Source organism: Mesorhizobium waimense, assembly GCF_003601975.1.
Lineage (GTDB): Bacteria > Pseudomonadota > Alphaproteobacteria > Rhizobiales > Rhizobiaceae > Mesorhizobium > Mesorhizobium waimense.
The window spans coordinates 194,448-201,182 of record NZ_QZWZ01000011.1; the positions used below are offsets into that span (position 1 = coordinate 194,448).

At 62.9% G+C, this 6,735-nt stretch carries 4 protein-coding genes and 1 pseudogene; 3 read left to right on the forward strand and 2 right to left on the reverse strand.

Annotation, left to right across the window (positions count from 1 at the left end; all coding sequences use genetic code 11):
• Positions 1 to 26 precede the first annotated feature (26 nt).
• The gene (locus D3227_RS16455) at positions 27 to 836 is read right to left on the reverse strand and encodes a DeoR/GlpR family DNA-binding transcription regulator (RefSeq protein ID WP_120015165.1); all 810 of its coding nucleotides are present in this window, start codon (positions 834 to 836) and stop codon (positions 27 to 29) included.
• 187 nt (positions 837 to 1,023) lie between these two features.
• Between D3227_RS16455 and D3227_RS16460 the strand changes: the two genes are divergently transcribed.
• The 3 genes from D3227_RS16460 to ggt all read left to right on the forward strand — a co-directional run bounded on the left by D3227_RS16460 (position 1,024) and on the right by ggt (position 6,611).
• Positions 1,024 to 3,126 (forward strand): bifunctional rhamnulose-1-phosphate aldolase/short-chain dehydrogenase, encoded by a 2,103-nt coding sequence (locus tag D3227_RS16460; RefSeq protein ID WP_120015143.1) that lies wholly within the window; start codon positions 1,024 to 1,026, stop codon positions 3,124 to 3,126.
• A 115-nt stretch (positions 3,127 to 3,241) separates the two neighbouring features.
• Positions 3,242 to 4,534: an L-rhamnose catabolism isomerase gene (rhaI, locus tag D3227_RS16465; RefSeq protein ID WP_120015144.1), complete on the forward strand. Its 1,293-nt coding sequence runs from the start codon at positions 3,242 to 3,244 to the stop codon at positions 4,532 to 4,534.
• Between the two features lie 337 nt (positions 4,535 to 4,871).
• Positions 4,872 to 6,611: a gamma-glutamyltransferase gene (ggt, locus tag D3227_RS16470; RefSeq protein WP_120015145.1), complete on the forward strand. Its 1,740-nt coding sequence runs from the start codon at positions 4,872 to 4,874 to the stop codon at positions 6,609 to 6,611.
• 6 nt (positions 6,612 to 6,617) lie between these two features.
• On the opposite strand, the pseudogene D3227_RS16475 reads toward ggt, so the two are convergent.
• A pseudogene (locus tag D3227_RS16475) lies at positions 6,618 to 6,735 on the reverse strand (IS630 family transposase); the annotation flags it as partial.

Consider the following 6,735-nt stretch of genomic DNA (forward strand, 5'->3'; position numbering starts at 1 on the left):
ATCGCCGCTGCGGGCGTGAGTTGGTCTCAGGCCTGCAGCGAAGATTCTTCCTTGTTGCTTGCCGGCTTGCGGGCGACGATCAGCGTCACCCCGGCGGTTTCCAGCATCTTGGCTTCGCGGTCCTCGATGCCGTCGTCGGTGATCACCGTGGCGATGCGCGTGAGGCCGCACAGGATCAGGCTGGAGCGCATGCGGAACTTCGAGGAATCGACCAGCACCACCAGCTCGTCGGCCTGGTCGATCAGCTTCTGCTCCGCCTGGATCAGCAGCGGGTCGCCTTCCATCAGCCCCAGGGGCCCCAGCCCTTGCGCGCCCATGAACATGCGGCGCGCATAGAAGTTGCGCGTCACGTCATTGTCGAAGGGCGACAGGATGATGTTCTGCTCGCGGTAGATGGTGCCGCCCGACAGCATCACCGTGTTCTTGGAATGCCTGAGCAGGTGCTCGGCGATCGGGAAGGAATTGGTGAAGATCGGCATGCGGCGGCCGGTCAGGAAATGCACCATCTGGAAGGTGGTGGTGCCGCCATTGATGATGATCGGCTCGCCGTCCTTGCAGAGCTCGACCGCTTCGCGGGCGATCGCCCGCTTCTGCTGGGCATTGAGCGTCTCGTTGACGGAAAACGGCCGGCCGGCAAGGCCGATGAACTGCGGCGGCGAGATCGCCTCGGCGCCGCCGCGCACCCGGCGCAGGCGTTTTTGCACATGCAGGGCCGCGATATCGCGCCGGATCGTCGCCTCGGACGAGTCCGTCAGGTCGACCATCTCCTGCACCGTCACCACAGGTTTTTCCTGGACGGCGGACAGAATGATCCTGTGGCGCTCTTTCTCGTGCATGGTTCCTCCCTGCTTGAGCATCTAGGCACTCAAAACGCGCAGTGTCAATCATTTCCAATCATATATTTTCATTGTGCAGTGCAATATGATCGATATTGATCGTTTGTGATTGACAATCGCGCCGCTTCCGTAGACATTTGGCCAAGATCGACCGCACTGTTCGCGCGTCTCACGGGAGGATATTCAAATGCTCGACAAGCGCTCCGGCTCGCGCCTTGCCAATCTGTGGGATGACGCCAAGGCGGCGTCGATGAGCGAGCCGGAACGCCTCGTCTATCGCTCCAACACGCTCGGTTCCGACAAGCGCGTCACCAATTATGGCGGCGGCAACACCTCGTCCAAGATCTGGCAGAAGGACCCGCTGACCGGCGAAAGCGTCGAAGTCTTGTGGGTGAAGGGCTCGGGCGGCGACAGCGCTTCGATCAAGCTCGACGGCTTCGCCACGCTCTACATGGATAAACTGCGCGCGCTGAAGGGCCTCTATCGCGGCCTAGCGCATGAGGACGAGATGGTCGGCTTCTTGCCGCATTGCACCTTCAACCTCAATCCGCGCGCGGCCTCCATCGACACGCCGCTGCACGCTTTCGTGCCCAAGCCCTTTGTCGACCATATGCATCCCGACGCTATCATCGCCATTGCCGCGGCCAAGGATTCCAAGGCGCTGACCAAGGAAATCTTCGGCGACGCCATCGGCTGGCTGCCATGGAAGCGGCCGGGCTTCGAACTCGGCCTGTGGCTGGAGAAATTCTGCCTCGAACATCCCACCGCCAAGGGCGTCATCCTCGAAAGCCACGGCCTGTTCACCTGGGGCGACACGCCGAAGGAATGCTACGAGACGACGATCGCGGTGATCAACCAGGCGATGGAGTGGTTCGAGCGTCGGTCAGAAGGCGTGGCGATCTTCGGTGGCGAGGTGGTGAAGTCACTCGACGCCACCGCACGCCGCGCCATCGCCGCAAAGCTGATGCCGCGGATCCGTGGCCTGATCTCGCAGAAGAGCCACAAGCTCGGCCATTTCGACGATTCCGCCGCCGTGCTCGAATTCGTCAATTCCAGGGATTTGCGGCCGCTGGCAGCACTCGGTACCTCCTGCCCGGACCATTTCCTGCGCACCAAGATCCGGCCGCTGGTCATCGAGTTCGATCCCGCAAATCCAGATGTCGATGCCGTCATCGCCCGTCTCGCCGACGACATTGCTGCCTATCGTGTTGGCTACCAGGCCTATTACGACAGCTGCAAGCATGCGGATTCGCCCGCCATTCGCGATCCCAATGCTGTCGTCTATCTGATGCCGGGCGTCGGCATGTTCACCTTCGCCGGCGACAAGGCGACCGCCCGCATCTCGGGCGAGTTCTACGTCAACGCCATCAATGTCATGCGCGGCGCCTCGACGGTGTCGTCCTATGTCGGCTTACCCGCACAGGAAGCCTTCGACATCGAATACTGGCTGCTCGAGGATTTGAAGCTGCAGCGCATGCCGAAACCGAAAGCCTTGGCCGGCCAGATTGCGCTGGTCACCGGCGGCGCCGGCGGCATCGGCCGCGCCACCGCCAACCGCCTGCTGCGCGAAGGCGCCTGCGTGGTGCTGGCCGATATCGACGAGACGGCACTCGCCGGCGCCAATGAGGAACTGGCCAAGGCCTACGGCAAGGATTTCGTGCGCCCGGTGCTGATCAACGTCACGTCGGAGGACCAGGTGGTCTCGGGCTTCGCCGAGACTGCGGTCGAGTTCGGCGGCATCGACATTCTGGTGTCCAACGCAGGTCTCGCCTCGTCTGCGCCCATCGAGGAGACGACGCTGGAGCTGTGGAACAAGAACATGGACATCCTGTCCACCGGCTATTTCCTCGTGTCGCGGGAAGCCTTCCGGCTGTTCCGGGTCCAGAAGATCGGCGGCAACGTCGTCTTCGTCGCCTCCAAGAACGGCCTTGCCGCCTCGCCCAATGCGGCTGCCTATTGCACCGCCAAGGCGGCCGAAATCCATCTCGCGCGCTGCCTGGCACTGGAGGGCGCGGAGGCGCAGATACGGGTCAATGTCGTCAATCCGGATGCCGTGCTGCGCGGCTCGAAGATCTGGACCGGCGAGTGGAAGGAACAGCGCGCCGCCGCCTACAAGATGTCGACCGACGATCTGGAAGAGCACTACCGCTCGCGCTCGATGCTGAAGCGCTCGGTCTTCCCGGAAGATATCGCCGAAGCGATCTATTTCTTCGCTTCCGATATGTCGGCCAAATCGACCGGCAACATCATCAATGTCGACGCGGGCAACGCCCAGAGCTTTACGCGCTAGTCGAGAGGCCGCCGACGCCTGAGCGCTTCTCTTCTACCCGTCTCTATACGGGGAGAAGGTGCCGGCAGGCGGATGAGGGGCAGCGCCGACCGAACACATATGGGAGGGAACCACAGTGTCCGAATCCATCATCTCGGCCGATGTCGTCGAGAAAGACAACGTCGCGCGCAAGGCTGACCTCGAGCGCGACTACGCCTCGCTCGGCGAACGCCTCGACCGTCGTGGCATCGCAATCGACGCTATCCGCGACAAGGTGGAAAAATTCACTGTCGCAATCCCGTCCTGGGGCGTCGGCACCGGCGGCACCCGCTTTGCCCGCTTTCCCGGCGCCGGCGAGCCACGCGACATCTTCGACAAGATCGAGGACTGCGCCGTCATCCGCCAACTGACGCAGGCGACCCCCACCGTCTCGCTGCACATCCCGTGGGACAAGGCCGATCCGAACCGGCTGAAGCAGGCGGCCTCACGTTTTGGCTTAGGCTTCGACGCCATGAATTCCAACACCTTCTCGGACGCGCAGGACCAGAAGCTTTCCTACAAATTCGGCTCGCTGTCGCATGCCGACGCCGGCACGCGCCGCCAGGCGGTCGAGCACAATCTCGAATGCATCGAGATCGGCAGGACGCTGGGTTCGAAAGCGCTGACGGTGTGGATCGGCGACGGCTCGAATTTCCCCGGTCAGGTCAATTTCGCCAGGGCTTTCGAGCGCTATCTCGACGCCATGAAGGACATCTATGCCGGGCTGCCGGATGACTGGAAGCTGTTCACCGAACACAAGATGTATGAGCCGGCCTTCTATTCGACGGTCGTGCAGGACTGGGGCACCAACTACATGATCGCCAAGGAGCTCGGCGACAAGGCCTTCTGCCTGGTCGATCTCGGCCATCATGCGCCCAACGTCAACATCGAGATGATCGTGTCGCGGCTGATCCAGTTCAAGAAACTCGGCGGCTTCCATTTCAACGATTCCAAATACGGCGATGATGACCTGGACGCCGGCTCGATCGACCCCTACCGGCTGTTCCTGGTCTTCAACGAACTGGTCGATGCCGAGCTTTCCGGCGCTGAAGGTTTTCATCCGGCCCACATGCTGGACCAGAGCCACAATGTCACTGACCCGATCGAAAGCCTGATGCTGTCGGCGGTCGAGGTGCAGCGCGCCTATGCGCAAGCGCTGCTGGTCGATCGCAAGGCACTGGAAGGGTGCCAGGACAGCAATGACGCCCTGATGGCGACGCAGACGCTGAAAACGGCCTACCGCACTGATGTCGAGCCGATACTTGCCATGGCGCGCCTGAAGACCGGCGGCGCCATCGATCCGGTCGCTGCTTATCGTGCCGCCGGCTACCGAGCCAAGGTCGCCGCGGAACGGCCGGCGGTCGCCGGCGGAAGCGGTGGGATTGTCTGAGGCTGATCTAAGTGGATAATTAGTCCAGGTCTGCACCGCCCCTCATCCGCCTGCCGGCACCTTCTCCCCGTAAACGGGGAGAAGCCCGCTAACCGCCGCTGTGGCGCTCTTTGCAACACAGGCGATTGGCGAAATCGTCGATGAAAGCATCCATCTCCCCGTCTACGGGGAGAAGTGCCCGGCAGGGGCGGTGAGGGGCGGCGCCCACGCTGGATGGGTATCCCCACGGAGAAGAGAGTCGGGTGAACGATCACCAACCCGTGTCCGCCTTCATTGTCAGTAGACTCTCCCGCCCCAAGCGGCTCTTCTAGGCGCACCCCACGCTCCGGAGCCCGCCTTGCATTTCACCCGCCGAACGCTGATTGCTGTCAGCCTGTCCTTCAGCCTTGCCTTCGCGTTGCCCTTGCCGGTCTTCGCCGCTTCGCCTGCGCCGGCGAAGGGCGAACACGGCATGGTGGTCACGGCCCAGCATCTGGCATCCGAAGTCGGCGTCGAGGTGCTGAAGAAGGGCGGCAACGCCGTCGATGCGGCGGTCGCCGTTGGCTATGCGCTGGCCGTGGTGTACCCCAACGCCGGCAATATCGGCGGCGGCGGCTTCATGACCATCCGCTTCAAGGACGGCCGCTCGACCTTCCTCGATTTCCGCGAGCGTGCGCCGCTGGCCGCGACCAAGACCATGTATCTCGACAAGGACGGCAAGCCGGTGAAGGGCGCCAGCCTCGACGGCCACCTTGCCGTCGGCGTGCCGGGCTCGGTCGCCGGCTTCGAGGCTGCGCGCGAAAAATACGGCACGCTGTCGCGGCAGGACCTGATGGCGCCGGCGATTGCCTATGCCAAGGACGGATTCGTCCTCGATCAGGGCGATGCCGGCTTTTTTGCCCGCTACGCAGACCGGCTGGCGAAGGATCCAGCGGCGGCCGCCATCTTCCTGAAACCGGACGGCAAGCCCTACGGCTTTGGCGAGCGGCTGGTGCAGCCAGACCTCGCCGCCTCGCTGTCTGCGATCGCCGAGAAGGGCCCCGACGCCTTCTACAAGGGGGCCATCGCCGACGCCATCGTCAAGGCAAGCAGCGCCAAGGGCGGCATCCTGGCCAAGCCGGATTTCGAGCAATACGCGGTGCGCGAGTTGAAGCCGGTGACTTGTTCTTATCGCGGCTACGAGATCATTTCCTCGCCGCCGCCGAGTTCGGGCGGCGTCATCATCTGCGAGATACTCAACGTGCTGGAGGGCTACCCGCTGTCCTATCTCGGCGCGGGTTCAGCCGAGACGGTCCATGCCATGGTCGAGGCCATGCGTTACGCCTATGTCGACCGCAACTCGGCCCTCGGCGATCCCGATTTCGTCGACAACCCGGTCGAAAAACTCCTCGACAAGGCCTACGCGAAAGAAATCCGCGACAAGATCGATCCGTTCCGGGCCGGCGTGTCGCAGGACCTGATGCCGAAGGGTTTTGGCGAGAGCAAGGAGACGACGCATTATTCGATCATCGACAATGACGGCAATGCCGTCGCGGTCACCTACACGCTGAACGACTCCTTCGGCGCCGGCGTCGTCGCCGATGGCACCGGCATCCTGCTAAACAACGAGATGGATGACTTCACCCAGAAGCCGGGCGTGCCCAACCTCTACGGCCTAGTCCAGGGCGAAGCCAACGCCATCCAGCCGAAGAAGACGCCGCTATCGTCGATGAGCCCGACCGTGGTGGCCAAGGACGGCAAGCCGTTCATGGTCATCGGCAGCCCCGGCGGCTCGCGCATCATCACCATCACGCTGGAGGCGATCGTCAATGTCATCGACCACGGCATGAACATCCAGGAGGCGATCGACGCGCCGCGCATCCATCATCAGTGGCTGCCCGACACGGTCTATGTCGAGCCGTTCGGGCTGTCGCCCGACACCGAGAAACTGCTGGCCGGCATGGGCTATCATCTCGACCTCGGCGATACGATTTGGGGCCAGGCGGCCGGCATCCTGGTCGGCGGCAAGAGCCTGGCGGAAATCGAGAAAGACGGCGGCGCCCGCTACAATGGCGCCATCGACAGCCGCGCCGTATCCGGCGAGGCGCTCGGCTATTAGAGCCTTTCAGGTTTTGACGGAAGCATATCCGGCGTTGTTGAAGTAGTTTGAGCATTCGTCGGGTTCTATGGTGGCGACGAGGTGTCCGATGTGTCGCCAGGTATCGGCGATGGTTCGCTTCTGT

Excerpts from the sequence above, each read along its gene's own strand:
- D3227_RS16460 (WP_120015143.1), top strand. The coding sequence starts at position 1,024 with ATGCTCGACAAGCGCTCCGGCTCGCGCCTTGCCAATCTGTGGGATGAC.
- D3227_RS16455 (WP_120015165.1), bottom strand. The coding sequence starts at position 836 with ATGCACGAGAAAGAGCGCCACAGGATCATTCTGTCCGCCGTCCAGGAA.